This is a genomic window from Pseudomonas sp. SJZ131, assembly GCF_007828705.1.
Lineage (GTDB): Bacteria > Pseudomonadota > Gammaproteobacteria > Pseudomonadales > Pseudomonadaceae > Aquipseudomonas > Aquipseudomonas prosekii.
In genome coordinates this window covers 1-14,472 of the sequence record NZ_VIVC01000001.1, presented here as the reverse complement: position 1 = coordinate 14,472, position 14,472 = coordinate 1, and the positions used below count along the sequence as shown (strand labels likewise).

Genomic DNA, 14,472 nt, shown 5'->3' with positions numbered 1-14,472 from the left:
TTCTTAGCATCCGGATCAGTAGGCAGGAAGCACAAAGGCACGTCGTCCCTATAAAACGAATGCAGACCGGAAAAATTAGCGAATGAGAATAAGTGTCAGGAAGGCGATGCGCGGGGATGTGCCGAACACACAAAACCCTGTAGGAGTGAGCCTGCTCGCGATGGGGCCCACACAGGCAACATTCATGTTGCCTGCCAGGTCGTCATCGCGAGCAAACTCACACCTATAAAGGCTGATTCAGATGAGTCAGGCGCTGGTGGCCATGGCGTGGCGCCGATGGTGTACGTCGAGTTGATCCTTGATCACTCGCAGTACCTTGGCTTCGTGTTCATGAATAAAGAAGTGGCCGCCGGCGAGCATGTCCACCGAGAAACTGCCTTGGGTTTCCTTGCTCCAGCCGATCAATTGTTCGGTGGTGGCCTTGTCGGCCTTGCCGCCGAGCACGTGCACCGGGCATTTGAGCAAGGGCCGATGAACCGGCTGGAAGCGCCCGCACAACAGAAAATCGGCGCGCAGCACCGGCAAGGTCAGGCTCATCAATTCTTCATTGGCCAGCACTTCTTCGCTGGTGCCATTGAGCGTGCGCAGTTGTTCGATCAGCTCGGCATCGGTCTTCGGTTCGGCAAAGCCGCGATCATAATCGGCGCGCATGCTCGGCGCCGCCGTGCCCGAGGCGAACAGCGCCACCGGTTCCGGGCAACCGAGTGCACGAAAAGCGTGGGCCAATTCGCACGCCATCAGCGCGCCGAGGCTGTGGCCGAACAAGGCGTAGGGGGCTTTCAAGGTCGGGCGCAACTCCCGCGCCAGTTGCATCGCCAGCGCCCGCATGTCGGTGTGCAACGGCTCGTCGAACCGCGCGCCACGGCCCGGCAGTTCGACGGGCTGCAATCGCAGCCATTCCGGCAATTTGCGCCGCCAGCGGCTGTAGACCATGGCGCTGGCGCCGGAATACGGCAGGCACAGCAGGGTCAGTTGGGTCACCGTGGGCTCCTCGAAAAGATGGGTCTACCCAAAGGAACGGCCCGGCGCCGAGCGGAATTAGTCACCGCAGCTTAAATTTCCCCCGCAGGCGCTCGTCCCCTCATCAGACCAAAACCAACAAGAGTGCACGCTGTGGACCTGCAGACCATCCTGGGCAAACTGTTCGCCAATGCCGGCGCTGTCGGCATCGAAGGGGTTTTTCAATTTGTCTTCGGCCCGCATCAGGCGTACTGGTCCGAGGTCAAGGCCAGCAGCCGCACCGAAGCCGGGCGCCACGCCAGCCCCGACGTGACCATTGAAGTCGCGCAAAACGACTTTCTCGGGATCATGGGCGGCAGCGCCAACGTCGAGGAATTGTTCGCCAGCGGTCGCCTGAAAATCGGCGGCAACATGGGCCTGGCGACGATGCTGCCGCAGATCATCGACCATGCCCGGCATGGCGGCGCCGTCGCGCAAAAGGTCGACATGAACAAACGCTACCCGACCCCGCCGCGCCTCAGCGAACGCCTGACCGCCAGCCTGCCGACCCAGCGCACCGTTGAACGGCGCCCGCGCAGTGAACTGTCAAAAGAGCAGTTCGACAGCGACTATTTGCCCCACGGCATTCCGCTGGTGATCAGCGATGCCTTGCAGGACTGGCCGCTGTTCAAGCTCAGCCGCGAAGAGTCACTGGTGCATTTCGCCGAACTGCAAGGCATCACCCGCCATGGCGATTATGTGAAGAAGACGTTCTCCACCGAACGCGATTTTCGTTCGACGTCGATGGCCGAGTTCATCGCTTCACTCGACAGCCCGGCGGTCCACGGTGCGAATAGCGTGAATGGCGAGCCGCCGGCGTACATGGGCAACAACATCCTGCCGGCGCAATTGCTGCAACAGATCAAATACCCGCCCTACTTCGATCAATCGCTGTTTATCGCGCCGCGCATCTGGATCGGCCCCAAAGGCACGCTGACGCCGCTGCACCGCGACGACACCGACAATCTGTTCGCGCAGGTCTGGGGCCAGAAGACTTTTACCCTGGCCGCGCCGCATCATCGCGAGGCGTTGGGTACTTGGTCCACGGCGCCGCAGGGTGGCCTCGATGGTTGCGATTTCAACCCGGATGCGCCGGACTACCAACGCTTCCCCACCGCCCGCGACGTGACGTTTTTGCGGGTGACGCTGGAGGCCGGGGATTTGCTGTTTTTACCTGAAGGCTGGTTCCATCAGGTGGAATCGGTGTCGACGTCGTTGTCGGTGAATTTCTGGGTCAATTCGGGGCGCGGCTGGTAACCGTGCCCTGTAGGAGTGAGCCTGCTCGCGATTGCTCCGGGGCATTTAGCCGGATGGTCAACTGATACAACACCTTCGCGAGCAGGCTCACGCCAACAGGTAAAACATCATTTCAGATGACGGAAGCTCTGGATCGCCGAGCCAAGCACCACCGCCCCGGCCGCGATCGCCATCCAGAAACCGCTGCGCGCGCCGAACGCATCCACCAGCCACCCGGAACTCGCCGCGCCAATCGCCACGCCGATGCTCAGCCCGGTGACCAGCCATGTCAGGCCTTCAGTCAGTTTCGCCGGCGGCACGATACGCTCGACCAACGCCATCGCCACAATCAGCGTCGGCGCAAAGAACAATCCGGCGACAAACACCGCCAGCGACAATCCGAAAATATTCGTCGCCAACAACAGCGGCAACGTGGTCACCGCAGTCATCACGCCGCCATACAGAAACAATCGCGGCAACGGCACTTTCGAGCGCAGCGCGCCAAACGCCAACCCGGCCAGGCACGAGCCGATAGCGTAAACCGACAGCACAATGCTCGCCGCCGCCGGTTGCCCCTGCTGCTGGGCGAACGCGACGCTGACCACATCGATCACCCCGACGATGATGCCCATCGCGGTCATCAACAGCATCAGCAAGCGGATTTCCCCAGAACGAATGATCGAGCCCATGTGGTGAGCTTCATGCGCATGCACTGGCGGTTCGGTGCCGCGTTGCAAGACAAACGCGGTCACGCCAATCGCCAGCATCAGCAACGCCGCCAACGGCCCGGCCTCGGGAAACGCGACCACGCACAAACCGACCGACAGCGGCGGGCCGACGATGAAACAAACTTCATCCAGCACCGATTCCAGCGCATAAGCGGTCTGCAATTGCGGCTGGCCGCGATACAACTCGGTCCAGCGCGCGCGGACCATCGCCGACATGCTCGGCATGCAGCCGGCCAGCGCGGCGAAGACGAACAGCGTCCAGTGCGGCGCCTGCAATCTTGTGCAGAGCAACAGCAGCAACAGCGCCCCGCCACCGATCAGTGCCGACACCGGCAAGATCCGGCTCTGGCCATAACGGTCGACCAGCCGCGACACCTGCGGCGCACAAAACGCCGTGGCCAAGGCAAACGTCGCCGCCACCGCACCGGCCAAGCCATAGCCGCCCTTCAACTGCGCGAGCATGGTGATCAGGCCGATGCCGGTCATGGAAATCGGCATGCGCGCGATCATCCCGGCCAGCACAAACGCACGCGCGCCAGGCGCCTGGAACAGTTCGCGGTAAGGGTTTGCCATGGAATGCGGGCCTCGATTCGGGCCTGCAAGTTGCCATAAGGCGGGTGGCGGGGAAAGCGTGGAATTGTTGGCGGAATGTGAAGGCGCCATCGCCAGCACCGTTACCGCACAAATGAACTCTCAGCCCACCCCGTCAGTCAGCTACTTAGGCCCTCAACTCAAGGCGCTAGCGCTCATGCAGATTTCCCTCGATCAACAAGTTGCACTCGTCACCGGCGCCAGTTCCGGCATCGGCGCTGGCGCCGCGAAAGCCCTGGCCGCGGCCGGTGCTGCGGTGGTCATCAACTACAATTCGCAGGCTGAACCGGCCGAAGCACTGGCCCGACAAATCAATGACAGCGGTGGCCGCGCCATCGCCATCGGCGCCGATGTCTCGAAAGAGGCCGACGTCGAGCGGCTGTTCGCCGAGACCCTCAAGGCCTTTGGTTTTCTCGACATTCTGGTGGCCAATTCCGGCATGCAAAAAGACGCGAACGCCGTGGACATGAGCCTCGATGACTGGAACAAAGTCATCGGCGTCAACCTCACCGGGCAGTTCCTTTGCGCCCGCGCGGCGTTGCGGATCTTCAACCAGCAAGGTGTTCGCCAAGGCGTGTCGCGTGCCGCTGGCAAAATCATCCACATGAGTTCGGTGCACCAGCGCATTCCGTGGGCCGGGCACGTCAATTACGCCGCGTCCAAGGGCGGCGTCGACATGCTGATGCAAACCCTCGCGCAAGAAGTCAGCCATCAGAAAATCCGCATCAACGGCGTCGCGCCGGGGGCGATTCGCACGGCAATCAACCGCGCGGCCACCGAGGGCGATGCCGAGCAGAAACTCCTCGAACTGATCCCTTACGGTCGCGTTGGTGACGTCGAGGACGTCGCCAACGCGGTGGTTTTCCTTGCCGCCGATGCGTCCGACTACATCGTCGGCACCACCCTGTATATCGACGGCGGCATGAGCCTCTATCCGGAGTTCCGTGGCAATGGCTGATCATCATTCCGAACGACAAAGTGCCATCGACGCCCACGGCATCATTGGCGATATGCGCAGCGCGGCGCTGGTCAACGACAAGGGCAGCGTGGATTTTTTCTGCTGGCCGGAGTTCGACAGCCCGTCGATATTCTGTTCGCTGCTGGACACGCCCGAAGCAGGGATTTTCCAGTTGTCCCCGGATTTGCCCGACGCGCGCCGCGAGCAGATTTACCTGCCCGACACCAACGTTTTGCAAACGCGCTGGCTGAGCGATCATGCGGTGGTCGAAGTCACCGACCTGCTGCCGATCGGCGACAACGAAGATGACTTGCCGCTGCTGATGCGCCGGGTGCGCGTGGTCAGCGGCACGGCGACCCTGCGCATGCGTTGCGCGGTGCGCCATGACTACGCGCGCGCAGCGACGACCGCGCAAATGGACGGCGACGACGTGGTGTTTACAGCGCCGGACCAGCCATCGATGCGGCTCAATTCCGATCATCCGTTGACCCTGGATGGCGCGGCGGCGACCGCCGAATTCACCCTCGAACAGGGGCAAAGTGCGGCGTTCCTGTTGGGCGCCGTTGACGATCCGCGTTTCCAGGAAGGCGCAGCCCAACTGTGCATCGAGCGCACGCTGAAGTTCTGGCGTGACTGGATCGGCCAGTCCAACTACCGCGGGCGCTGGCGCGAAATGGTCAACCGCTCGGCCCTCGCGTTGAAGCTGCTGACCTCGCGCAAACACGGGGCAATCCTCGCCGCCGCAACCTTCGGCCTGCCGGAAACGGCGGGCGGCGAGCGCAATTGGGATTACCGCTACACGTGGATCCGCGACGCCTCGTTCACCGTCTACGCGTTTATGCGCCTGGGCTTCGTCACCGAGGCCAACGCTTACATGAAGTGGTTGCGCGGACGCGTCAGCGACTGCAATGGCAGCCCGATGAAACTGAACATTCTGTACGCCGTCGACGGCCGTCAGGAACTGCCGGAAACCGAGCTCACGCACTTCGCCGGGCATGGCGGGGCGAAACCGGTGCGCATCGGCAATCAGGCTTACGAGCAGGTTCAGCTGGACATCTTCGGCGAGCTGATGGACGCGGTGTATCTGGTCAACAAGTACGGCGACGCGATCTCTCACGAAGGCTGGCAACACGCGGTGGAAGTGGTCGATCAGGTCTGCGAAACCTGGCAGCAAAAGGACGTCGGAATCTGGGAAATGCGCGGCGAGCAACATCACTTTCTGCACTCGCGATTGATGTGCTGGGTGGCGCTGGACCGGGCGATTCGCCTGGCTTCGAAACGCTCGCTGCCGGCGCCGTTTGCTCGCTGGGACGAAACCCGTCAGGCGATTTATGCGGACATCTGGGAAAACTTCTGGAACGAAGAACGCGGGCATTTTGTGCAGTACATGGGCGGTACGGCGCTGGATGGCTCGATGCTGCTGATGCCGCTGGTGCGTTTTGTCAGCGCCAAGGATCCGCGTTGGCTGGCGACGCTGGAGGCGATCGAAAAAACTCTGGTGCGCGACGGCATGGTTTATCGCTATCGCAACGATGATGCGCAGATCGATGGTCTGGCCGGCACCGAGGGCGCGTTTGCTGCGTGTTCGTTCTGGTACGTGGAATGTCTGGCGCGGGCCGGACAGGTCGAAAAAGCGCATCTGGAGTTTGAGCAGTTGTTGCGATACGCCAACCCATTAGGGTTGTACGCAGAGGAATTCGACAGCCATGCGCGGCATCTGGGCAATACGCCGCAAGCGCTTTCGCACTTGGCGTTGATCAGCGCCGCGAGTTTTCTCGATCGCAAACTGAGTGGCGAGAAGAGTTCGTGGCAGCCTTGACTGTGGTCTGGTGGCACCAGGTGTTGTCGGAAAAGTCCTGTTTACTGGTGAGAAGAGAAACCTGAAGCCGATTCTCTCGGGCATCTCATCAGCCTTCGCCCAGGTTGTGCAGGGTAACTGCTGTTTTCGGTTGAAAAACCGATGCCGCTGCCCTGCCAACCCTGCGTCCGGCACCGGCAAATACCTTGTTGCCAGCTGTTACATCCGCACCTAACATTCACCTCCAACGGGTACAGCGGAGCTGTCCAACACAACCCGAATTCAAGGAACCTGAATGATCCAGCGCATCCACCGCACCATCGACGCCCCACTGCGCTCCGGCCTGAACCGGAATGAACTGTGGGAAGCCCCTGACATGGGCCTGATCAAATGCTGGGAAATCGGCCGCCAGCGCGCCAGCCGTTTCCCCAACGTCGCCCAACAGTGCCTCGCTGGCGAACTGCCGGTGCTGGGCTGGAAAGGAGGCGTGAGCCGCAGCCTGAAAAAACTCGAAAAATACGGATCGCTGAAATACCTGGCGCAGTGGCAAGGCTTGCGCGGGGAAGATCTGGACATCGATCTGGCCGTGGAAAAAGCACTGACCTGCTCGCGGACCAAAATGGTGGTGACGTTTACGCCGGACCGTACCAAGTATTTCAACCAGATGGCCGAGGCAGAAACCCAGAGCTGACACAGTTTTGGCGGTGAAAAAATCCCTCTGCGGCGAAGTACGTACCTGTGGCAAGCGAGCTTGCTCGCGCTCGGCTGCGCAGCAGTCGCCAATTATTGGGGTCACTGGAAATCGTCGGGGACCGCTTCGCGCTCCAACGCGAGCAAGCTCGCTCGCCACACAGTTGCGTGGCTGTGTGGGACGGTTTCATCAGCATGAATGTTTTTGCAGGTGCCCATTTTCAGGAGTTCTCTCGTGACCCAGTCGCCAGCCGTCCATTACGTTGACACGCCGCACTTGCACATTGCCTACGAACAGCACGGCCCTGCGAATGGCGAGCCAATCATTCTGCTGCACGGTTTTCCCTACTCGCCGCGCGGTTACGATGAAGTCGCCCCGGCCCTCGCCGCCCAAGGTTATCGCGTTATCGTCCCGTACCTGCGCGGCTACGGTCTGACCCGGTTCAAGCGCCCGGACACGCCGCGCTCCGGCCAGCAAGCGGCGCTCGCGCAAGACTTGCTGGACCTGATGGACGCCCTCGCCCTCCCGCACGCCGCGCTTTGCGGCTACGACTGGGGTGGACGCGCGGCATGCATCGTCGCGGCGCTGTGGCCGCAGCGGGTGAGTTGCCTGGTCACCGGTGATGGGTACAACGTGCAGAACATTCCCGGCTCGATCCGGCCGCTGGATCCTGAGACCGAGCATCGGCTCTGGTATCAGTATTATTTCCACACCCCGCGCGGCGTCGAAGGCTTGACCGATAACCGCCGTGCGCTGTGCGAACTGCTCTGGCGACTGTGGTCGCCAACCTGGGCGCGCAACGCCGAGCGTTATCCGTTGAGCGCGCCGGCCTTCGACAACACCGATTTCGTCGAAGTGGTGATTCACTCGTATCGGCATCGCTTCATGTACGCCCCCGGCGATCCGGCGCTGGAATGGATCGAAGATGCGCTGGCCAAGCAGCCGACCATCGGCGTGCCGACCATTTCCCTGTGCGGCGCCGACGATGGTGTGGGGCCGGCCCCGGAGAAGGACGAAGACCTCGAGCATTTCACCGGTCTATACGAGCGCCGGGTGTTGGCGGGCGTCGGCCATAACATTCCCGAAGAAGCGCCTGAAGCGACGATCAAAGCGCTACTGGATCTGCTGCGAGGCTGACACTGAAACGTTCGCGATAGGCTTGCGGCGTCACACCGATGGCCCGCACGAAGCTGCGGCGCAGGGTTTCTTCGCTGCCAAAGCCGCATTGCGCGGCGACGCGTTTGACCGGCAGGCCGGTGTCGCTGAGCATGCGGCGCGCGGTTTCGACGCGGATCAGTTCGATGGCGCGCGCCGGGGTTTGCCCCGTATCGGCACGGTAATGGCGGATGAAGCTGCGTTCGCTCATGCCGGCCTGCAGCGCCAGGGTGGCGACGCCGAGGTCTTTGGTCAGATTTTCGCTGATCCAGGCGTGCAGTTCGTCGAAGCGGTTGCCTTCCTGCTGCAACGACAGCGTTACGCTGAATTGTGATTGACCACCCGGACGCTTGAGAAACACCACCAATTGCCGCGCAACGTCGAGGGCCATCGCGCGGCCAAGGTCTTCTTCGACCATGGCCAGCGCCAGATCGATGCCAGCGGTGACGCCGGCGGAGGTCCAGATCGGGCCGTCGTTGATGAAGATCGGGTTGGGCTCGACGCGCAGCTGCGGATGTTTTTGCGCCAACTCATCGCAACGCGTCCAGTGCGTCACCACGCGCCGACCGTCGAGCCAACCGCTGGCCGCCAGCAAAAATGCGCCGGTGCAGACTGACGACACGCGGCGGCAACGCGATGCGTGTTCACGCACCCAAGCCACCAGCGGCTGATCCTCAGCCGCCGCGTAAACACCCCAACCGCCAGCGATGATCAACGTATCGCTGGGCGCTGGCGGCAATGGCTCGGCCAACAGCGCCAACCCTGCTGACGACATCACCGCCCCGCCACCGCTGGCAATCACCGTCGGCGCGTATGGCGCAGACAAACCCTGTTGCCGCGCGATGTCGTTGGCCGAAGCAAACACCTGCAACGGCCCGGTGACGTCGAGCAGTTGCACATTGGCGAATGCGAGCACATGGATGGCTTTAGGCATGATTGGCGGGATTCGTGGGGTAATTGGCGGATACGCCAAATCCTACGAGCCTACAGTGAAGCCGTCCACCCCCAACTCAGGAGAAAATGCCATGGCGCTGCAGATCGGTTTTTTGCTGTTTCCGCAGGTTCAACAATTGGACCTGACCGGGCCTTATGACGTGCTGGCCTCACTGCCGGACGTGAACGTGCATTTGATCTGGAAAGACCTGATGCCAGTGACCGCGAGCACCGGGCTGGTGCTGAAACCAACCACCACGTTCGACGATTGCCCAGCGCTGGACGTGATCTGCATTCCCGGTGGTGCCGGGGTCGGGCCGTTGATGGAGGATGAAGCGACCTTGGCGTTTATCAACACTCAAGCCGCCAATGCGCGTTACGTGACGTCGGTGTGCACCGGCTCGCTGGTGCTCGGCGCGGCCGGCCTGCTCAAGGGCAAACGCGCGACCACCCATTGGGCGTATCACGATTTGCTCGGGACCTTGGGCGCGGTGCCGGTGAATGAGCGGGTGGTGCGCGATGGCAATCTGCTGACGGGAGGCGGAATCACCGCCGGTATCGACTTTGCTCTGACCTTGGCCGCCGAACTCTTCGACGAGGACACCGCGCAGGTCATCCAGCTGCAACTGGAATACGCGCCGGCCCCACCGTTCCAGGCCGGCAGCCCCGACACCGCGCCACAGAGCATCGTGCAAGAAGCGCAGCGGCGCGCGGCACCGTCGTATCAACAGCGTAAAGCAATCACCGAACGCGCTGCGGCCAGACTCGGGATTTGAATAGGCCTGAACCGGGCTGAACTGGCCTGGCATGACCTGGCATTACCTGTGGGAGCAAGGCTTGCCCGCGATGAACGATGACACGGTGCAACAGGCAAACCGCATCATCGTTCTTCGCGGGCAAGCCTCGCTCCTACAAAAACGGTTTTTTGATGGGCGAAAAAAAACCCGCCTAAGCGGGTTCTCAAGACCATCGCGACATCCTGTCGGCAGCCATCCTGGCTAATGGTCGATCATCCATGATCCTGAGCACTTCCTGTGCTTCAGTTGATGGATCCAGAATAAGTGCTTCGCAGCAGGTTAAACAGACGACATACCCGCACCTGCGTGTAAGCGTTTGACCATAACCAGCAAAATCGCAGTTTTCGAAAGACCAAAAAAAACCCGCCGAAGCGGGTTTTTCCCAAGACCATTACGACTCCCTGTCGGCAGCGTGTCCTTGCTTATGGTCGATCATCCGTGATCCTGAGCACTCCCTGTGCTTCAGTTGATGAGGCTAGATTACGCTTCGGATCCAATGCGCAATAGACGACATAGCTGCTAACGCGTGTAAGACATTCGCCATAGCTACCCTTCCGCAAACCCTTAGACGGCTAAGGCATCAAACCTGCAGGCCTTAATTGATAAGGCTCTCAGCTATTTATTGGTTACCACGACCGCTCCACCCACGAAAAACCCAACCGCAGCCAATCAATCGCTCTGCTGCTCAACAATCTTCGCGGCGGGTTTCAAAAATTCTTCAATATTGCTCATCTGCTCATCCCAGCCACGGCTGTCCATGCGGAACGCCTTGAGCCGGCGATTTTGCGGAATATGGTCAAAACCGGATTCAGTCACCTTGAGCCACGTGCCGTTATCCATGTCTTCGAGCTCGAACAGCACTAGCGTGGTCGGCTCCTGGGAGTAATCGACGCCAGGCTCGACCGCATACGGGTGCCAGCGAAACGAAAACACCCGCTCCGGCTCGACCCGCTCCACCAACACATTCCACAGCAAGTGCTCATAACCGGGATAGGTAATCTGCCCCTGCGTCCACTCACCCGCAACAAAGCGCTTGCCCTCAAGCGCCACGCCAAACCACTGGCCAAACGCCTCGGCATTGGCCACCACGCGCCAGACTTGCGAACGCGGCGACTTGAGCAAAATCTTCCTTTCGATGCGATCTGATGCTGGATTCATAAGTCACCTCCTGTAAAGAACAGTAGGCCTGTAAGACCACAAGACCCACCCTAAAGTTGTATCAAGCACGCGAGACAATCGCCAAGACCTGAAATATGCCGCTGCGTTTGCGAGCGCAAGTTGTGCATTTGAGGCTTTGAGCGCGAATACATGGCTTCAACTGAAGACGCTTTTCTGTAGGAGTGAGCCTGCTCGCGAAAGCGCTGTTTGAGTCAGTCCATCCATCAACTGACAGGCTCGCCCTTACAGGAGCGGTGTTGGATTATGGACTTTCGCTTCGCTACACTGCACTTCAACTTTTCCGATCATCGCGAGGTTCTCCCATGCACTTACGCTCCCTCCTGGCGCTGACGCCATTGTTGTTGTTCAGCACTTTTGTGCAGGCTGTGGACTGTGACAATGCGACCAATCAGGGCGATATGAATCGTTGCGCGGCCGAGCAGAACAAAGCGGCGGACAAGGAGCTGAACGCGCTGTACCAGCAAATTACCAAACGCCTGAAAGACAACCCGGACGCGAAGAAGCTGCTGGTCGGCGCGCAACGTAACTGGGTGGCGTTTCGTGATTCGGAGTGCAAGTTCTCGGCGTCCGGGGTCGACGGCGGCAGCGTCTATCCACTGATTTACAGAAACTGCACGACGAATCTGACCCAGCAGCGGGTCGAGGCTTTCAAGCGTTATCTGAAGTGTGAAGAAGGTGATTTGAGCTGCCCGGTGCCGGGGGTTTGAGATTGCGGGGGATTTGAGCGCTGCCGCGCGTTATCGCGCCGACGCCGGATTGCTGGCGCCTGCCGCTGTACGCGGGGATTGTCGACGTCGACATTCATTTGCTATGGCAGCGCGAGCAGCGATGAGCCGGGCGCAAACGCCGCGTATCGACATTTTGCAGGCGCGCTCGACGGGCAGCTAAGTCACTGGTTCTTTAGCCGCCCATTCATCCATGTTCGCTCAGACGTGCGGATCACCCGGTGGTTTGGCCGGCGTGGCGTATTGCGGCTTGAGATGGCCGTCCTGATCGAGCAACCAGGCGTCCATGATCTGCCGCACCACAGGGCCGGCAACGCGGCCGCCGGCCTCACCGTTTTCGATCATCACCGATATCACGATCTTCGGGTGTTCGGCCGGGGCGAAACCGACGAACAAGGCATTGTCGCGGTTACGCTCCAGCGTTTTGGCGCGGTTGTACCGCTCGCCCTGCTTGATCGCCACAACTTGCGCCGTACCACTCTTGCCAGCGATGCGATATTGCGCGCCAGCCGCTGCAGCCCGGGCAATCCCGCGCGGGTCGTGCATGACCATTTGCATGCCGTGGTTGACCTGCTCCCAGTCGCGCGGGTCCTTGAGCAGAATGTTCGGCATCGGATGCTCGTCTACCGGCGCGACGCCGTCGACGGTCTTGGCCAGATGCGGACGGTTCCACACACCTTTGTTGGCGATCAGGGCCGTGGCTTGCGCCAATTGCAGCGGCGTCACCTGCATGTAGCCCTGGCCGATGCCAAGAATCACTGTTTCACCGGGGAACCAAGGCTGGCGGCGGGTGGCGCGTTTCCACGATTGCGACGGCATCAGGCCGGCAGATTCTTCGAACATATCGAGCGAAACTTTCTCGCCGAGGCCAAACATGGCCATGTAATCGTGCAACCGATCGATGCCGAGTTTGTGCGCAAGGTCGTAGAAGTAGGTGTCGTTGGATCGCATGATCGCCGCGTCCATGTCCACCCAGCCGTCGCCACTGTGGTTCCAGTTGCGGTACTTGTGATCGAAGTCCGGCAGTTGGTAGTAACCGGGATCGAAGACGCGGGTTTGCGGCGTGACTACGCCAGCGTCGAGGCCGGCAATGGCGACTTCCGGTTTGATCGTCGAGCCCGGCGCATAGAGGCCGCGCAGCACGCGGTTGAACAGCGGCCGGTCAATGGAATCGTGCAGCGCCGCGTATTCCTTGAAGCTGATGCCGGTGACAAAACTGTTCGGATCAAAACTCGGTTTGCTGACCATCGCTAGCACTTCGCCGGTCGCCGGATCAAGCGCAACCACCGAGCCACGGCGATCACCCAGGGCGTCCTCGGCAGCTTCCTGAAGTTTGACGTCGAGGCTCAGCACGATGTTTTTGCCGGGTATCGGGTCGGTGTGTTTGAGCACGCGAAGTACGCGGCCCTGCGCGTTGGTTTCGACTTCTTCGTAGCCGACGTGACCGTGCAACTGCGACTCGTAGAATTTCTCGATGCCGGTTTTGCCGATGGATTGGGTGCCGCGATATTCGACGCCGTCGAGCACCTTGGATTCTTTCTCGTTGATGCGTCCGACGTAGCCGATCGAATGCGCGAAGTGCGCGCCCATCGGGTAGTGCCGTACGAATTGCGGCTCAACATCGATTCCTGGCAAGCGAAACTCATTGACCGCGAGAACAGCGATCTGCTCTTCACTGAGTTCGTAGAACAAGGTCACCGGCACAAACGGATGCCGGCCCTGCTTCATGGCTTTGTCGAACGACGCGCGATCTTCAGCCGGCAAGTGCAGGAGGCTGATCACTTCGTCCAACTCTTCATTCACATCGACAGCGCGTTCGCGGGTGATGGTTAGGTTGAAGCTGGGGCGGTTGTCGGCGAGGACCACGCCATTGCGGTCGTAGATCAGCCCACGTGTCGGGGTGATCGGCAACACGTGGACACGATTGTTTTCGGAGATGGTCGAGTGGTAATCGAATTCGACGACTTGCAGTACGTAGAGGCGCACTACCAGTGCGCAGGTGATGGCGATAACAAACAAGGCGCAGGCCATCAGTCGCTTGTTGACCAAGCGCGTCTCTTTTTCGTGATCCTTGATGGGTATTGGTTCGGGCATTTCTGCAGCAGCTCTTTGACGATGAAGGGTGAGCCGATCCGTAGGCTTGAAATCAGTCCGTTAAAAACGAGCTGCACCATACCAAAAACTGCGCAGTCGCTTTAGCGCGATTTCCTCGAACGGTTGCACTTTTTGGTTCGAGCACAGAGCCCGATTTGGTTTTCCTGCAGGCAAAAACAAAACCCCTACCTGCATACGCAGATAGGGGTTTCGGAATTTAATCTTGACGATGACCTACTCTCACATGGGGAAACCCCACACTACCATCGGCGATGCATCGTTTCACTACTGAGTTCGGGATGGGATCAGGTGGTTCCAAGGCTCTATGGTCGTCAAGAAATTCGGGTACCGAATCGTGGCCGGAGGGCCGCGCTTCAGCAAATTGGGTATGTGACAGCTGTCGGTATTTGTGTGTGGCTTTGTGCACAGTCGAACTTTCGGTTCATTGCGTCTTCACACACCGCAATCTGGCGCTCTTTCGCTGTTCAGCTCAAAGCAAGCAAATTGCTTGGGTGTTATATGGTCAAGCCTCACGGGCAATTAGTATTGGTTAGCTCAACGCCTCACAGCGCTTACACACCCAACCTA

At 60.2% G+C, this 14,472-nt stretch carries 12 protein-coding genes and 1 rRNA gene; 7 read left to right on the top strand and 6 right to left on the bottom strand.

Annotation, left to right across the window (positions count from 1 at the left end; all coding sequences use genetic code 11):
• Positions 1-246: 246 nt before the first annotated feature.
• Positions 247-981 (bottom strand): thioesterase II family protein, encoded by a 735-nt coding sequence (locus FBY12_RS00075; protein WP_145249894.1) that lies wholly within the window; start codon positions 979-981, stop codon positions 247-249.
• A 132-nt stretch (positions 982-1,113) separates the two neighbouring features.
• Here FBY12_RS00075 and FBY12_RS00070 point away from each other — a divergent pair, with 132 nt between their 5' ends.
• Positions 1,114-2,256, top strand: coding sequence for a cupin-like domain-containing protein (locus tag FBY12_RS00070; RefSeq protein WP_145249892.1), 1,143 nt, complete (start codon positions 1,114-1,116; stop codon positions 2,254-2,256).
• 107 nt (positions 2,257-2,363) lie between these two features.
• Here the strand turns inward: FBY12_RS00070 and FBY12_RS00065 are convergent, their stop codons facing one another.
• Positions 2,364-3,536, bottom strand: a complete 1,173-nt coding sequence (locus FBY12_RS00065; protein WP_121757355.1) for an MFS transporter — start codon at positions 3,534-3,536, stop codon at positions 2,364-2,366.
• A gap of 175 nt (positions 3,537-3,711) precedes the next feature.
• On the opposite strand from FBY12_RS00065, the gene FBY12_RS00060 reads away from it, so the two are divergent.
• The 4 genes from FBY12_RS00060 to FBY12_RS00045 all read left to right on the top strand — a co-directional run bounded on the left by FBY12_RS00060 (position 3,712) and on the right by FBY12_RS00045 (position 8,138).
• Entirely contained in the window at positions 3,712-4,512 is an 801-nt protein-coding gene (locus FBY12_RS00060; RefSeq protein ID WP_145249889.1) for a glucose 1-dehydrogenase, read from the top strand.
• Positions 4,505-6,331: a glycoside hydrolase family 15 protein gene (locus FBY12_RS00055; RefSeq protein ID WP_145249886.1), complete on the top strand. Its 1,827-nt coding sequence runs from the start codon at positions 4,505-4,507 to the stop codon at positions 6,329-6,331. The genes FBY12_RS00060 and FBY12_RS00055 overlap by 8 nt, the downstream gene beginning before the upstream one ends.
• A gap of 274 nt (positions 6,332-6,605) precedes the next feature.
• A complete protein-coding gene (locus FBY12_RS00050) occupies positions 6,606-7,001 on the top strand; it encodes a hypothetical protein (RefSeq protein ID WP_121732227.1) in 396 nt (131 codons plus the stop codon).
• A gap of 234 nt (positions 7,002-7,235) precedes the next feature.
• Positions 7,236-8,138, top strand: a complete 903-nt coding sequence (locus tag FBY12_RS00045; RefSeq protein ID WP_256663245.1) for an alpha/beta fold hydrolase — start codon at positions 7,236-7,238, stop codon at positions 8,136-8,138.
• On the opposite strand, the gene FBY12_RS00040 is transcribed toward FBY12_RS00045, so the two are convergent.
• Positions 8,107-9,090, bottom strand: coding sequence for a GlxA family transcriptional regulator (locus tag FBY12_RS00040; protein ID WP_145249880.1), 984 nt, complete (start codon positions 9,088-9,090; stop codon positions 8,107-8,109). The genes FBY12_RS00045 and FBY12_RS00040 overlap by 32 nt on opposite strands.
• 91 nt (positions 9,091-9,181) lie before the next feature.
• Here FBY12_RS00040 and inhA point away from each other — a divergent pair, with 91 nt between their 5' ends.
• Entirely contained in the window at positions 9,182-9,865 is a 684-nt protein-coding gene (gene inhA, locus FBY12_RS00035) for an isonitrile hydratase (protein WP_145249876.1), read from the top strand.
• Between the two features lie 690 nt (positions 9,866-10,555).
• Here the strand turns inward: inhA and FBY12_RS00030 are convergent.
• A complete protein-coding gene (locus FBY12_RS00030) occupies positions 10,556-11,044 on the bottom strand; it encodes an SRPBCC family protein (protein WP_121732724.1) in 489 nt (162 codons plus the stop codon).
• A gap of 323 nt (positions 11,045-11,367) precedes the next feature.
• Between FBY12_RS00030 and FBY12_RS00025 the strand changes: the two genes are divergently transcribed.
• Positions 11,368-11,772, top strand: a complete 405-nt coding sequence (locus FBY12_RS00025) for a lysozyme inhibitor LprI family protein (protein WP_145249873.1) — start codon at positions 11,368-11,370, stop codon at positions 11,770-11,772.
• Between the two features lie 219 nt (positions 11,773-11,991).
• Here the strand turns inward: FBY12_RS00025 and mrdA are convergent, their stop codons facing one another.
• Together mrdA and rrf are read right to left on the bottom strand one after the other, a co-directional pair.
• Positions 11,992-13,884 (bottom strand): penicillin-binding protein 2, encoded by a 1,893-nt coding sequence (gene mrdA, locus FBY12_RS00015; RefSeq protein WP_145249870.1) that lies wholly within the window; start codon positions 13,882-13,884, stop codon positions 11,992-11,994.
• Between the two features lie 221 nt (positions 13,885-14,105).
• Positions 14,106-14,221, bottom strand: a 5S ribosomal RNA gene (gene rrf / locus FBY12_RS00010).
• Between the last annotated feature and the right edge of the window lie 251 nt (positions 14,222-14,472).

Coding starts and splice junctions, on each gene's coding strand:
- FBY12_RS00030 (WP_121732724.1), bottom strand. CDS start 11,044: ATGAATCCAGCATCAGATCGCATCGAAAGGAAGATTTTGCTCAAGTCG.
- FBY12_RS00060 (WP_145249889.1), top strand. CDS start 3,712: ATGCAGATTTCCCTCGATCAACAAGTTGCACTCGTCACCGGCGCCAGT.
- FBY12_RS00055 (WP_145249886.1), top strand. CDS start 4,505: ATGGCTGATCATCATTCCGAACGACAAAGTGCCATCGACGCCCACGGC.
- FBY12_RS00025 (WP_145249873.1), top strand. CDS start 11,368: ATGCACTTACGCTCCCTCCTGGCGCTGACGCCATTGTTGTTGTTCAGC.
- FBY12_RS00040 (WP_145249880.1), bottom strand. CDS start 9,090: ATGCCTAAAGCCATCCATGTGCTCGCATTCGCCAATGTGCAACTGCTC.
- FBY12_RS00050 (WP_121732227.1), top strand. CDS start 6,606: ATGATCCAGCGCATCCACCGCACCATCGACGCCCCACTGCGCTCCGGC.
- mrdA (WP_145249870.1), bottom strand. CDS start 13,884: ATGCCCGAACCAATACCCATCAAGGATCACGAAAAAGAGACGCGCTTG.
- inhA (WP_145249876.1), top strand. CDS start 9,182: ATGGCGCTGCAGATCGGTTTTTTGCTGTTTCCGCAGGTTCAACAATTG.
- FBY12_RS00065 (WP_121757355.1), bottom strand. CDS start 3,536: ATGGCAAACCCTTACCGCGAACTGTTCCAGGCGCCTGGCGCGCGTGCG.